This window comes from uncultured Dokdonia sp. (genome assembly GCF_947496725.1).
Taxonomy (GTDB): Bacteria; Bacteroidota; Bacteroidia; order Flavobacteriales; family Flavobacteriaceae; genus Dokdonia.
Map to the genome: position 1 here is coordinate 1 of NZ_CANMDS010000015.1, position 836 is coordinate 836.

Here is an 836-nt window from a genome sequence, read left to right on the forward strand (position 1 = left end):
GGAGGTGAGCCTGTAGATATCTTAGTGTATACGGATCTCGCTTTCGCGGAAGCGAACCCAGACGACCCAACGCTTGCAGTGGCAGATGTCACTAATTTTATCAATACCACATCTGGTAACCAAACGCTCTATGCACGTGTGGAACGAAATGTGCCAGGAGATGATGACTTAGACAGCGACGGAAACTTATGTTATGTGATTGTGCCTTTTGAAGTAATTGTAAATCCGCTACCTGTATTGGCAGAAGCGGGACCTATTGATTATACCTTCTGTGAAGAATTTGATGGTGATGATACAATGGGAAGTGTTGATCTTACGACCCTGGCAGATGAGATAGGGATTCTTGCGGCGCCACAGGTGACGAGTGATTTTACGATAAGCTATCACCAGTTACTGGTGCAGGCAGAGGCAAACACTGCAGCACTAAGTTCGCCATATACAGTGGCAGATGGAGAGGAACTGTTTGTGCGTATTGAAGATAACACCACAGGTTGTGTGAACTTTACAAGCATCATCTTTACGGTCGAGAGCCGTCCAGAGGTATCTCCAGCAGATAATATGGTACAGTGTGCCGATGATCTTGGGATTAATGTAGCGCCTAACCAAGATGAGGCCACCTTTGATCTTACGCAGCAGAATGCTATGATTACTGGAGGTGTGACTGCAACCTCTGTAACCTACTACACCAGCCTTGCAGATGCAGAGGCGATGGTAAATGCCATAGACACGCCTAGTGCTTATGTGAATACGAGTAACCCACAAATCATTTATGCTAGAGCGGTTAATACAGATAGCAACTGTGAGAGTACGATGGTGGTAGACTTTGAGATTTTTGT

At 45.7% G+C, this 836-nt stretch carries 1 pseudogene; it reads left to right on the plus strand.

Features of this window, described 5'->3' with window-relative positions:
• Nucleotides 1-836: pseudogene (locus Q0948_RS14855) on the plus strand (iron-regulated protein FrpC); the annotation flags it as partial.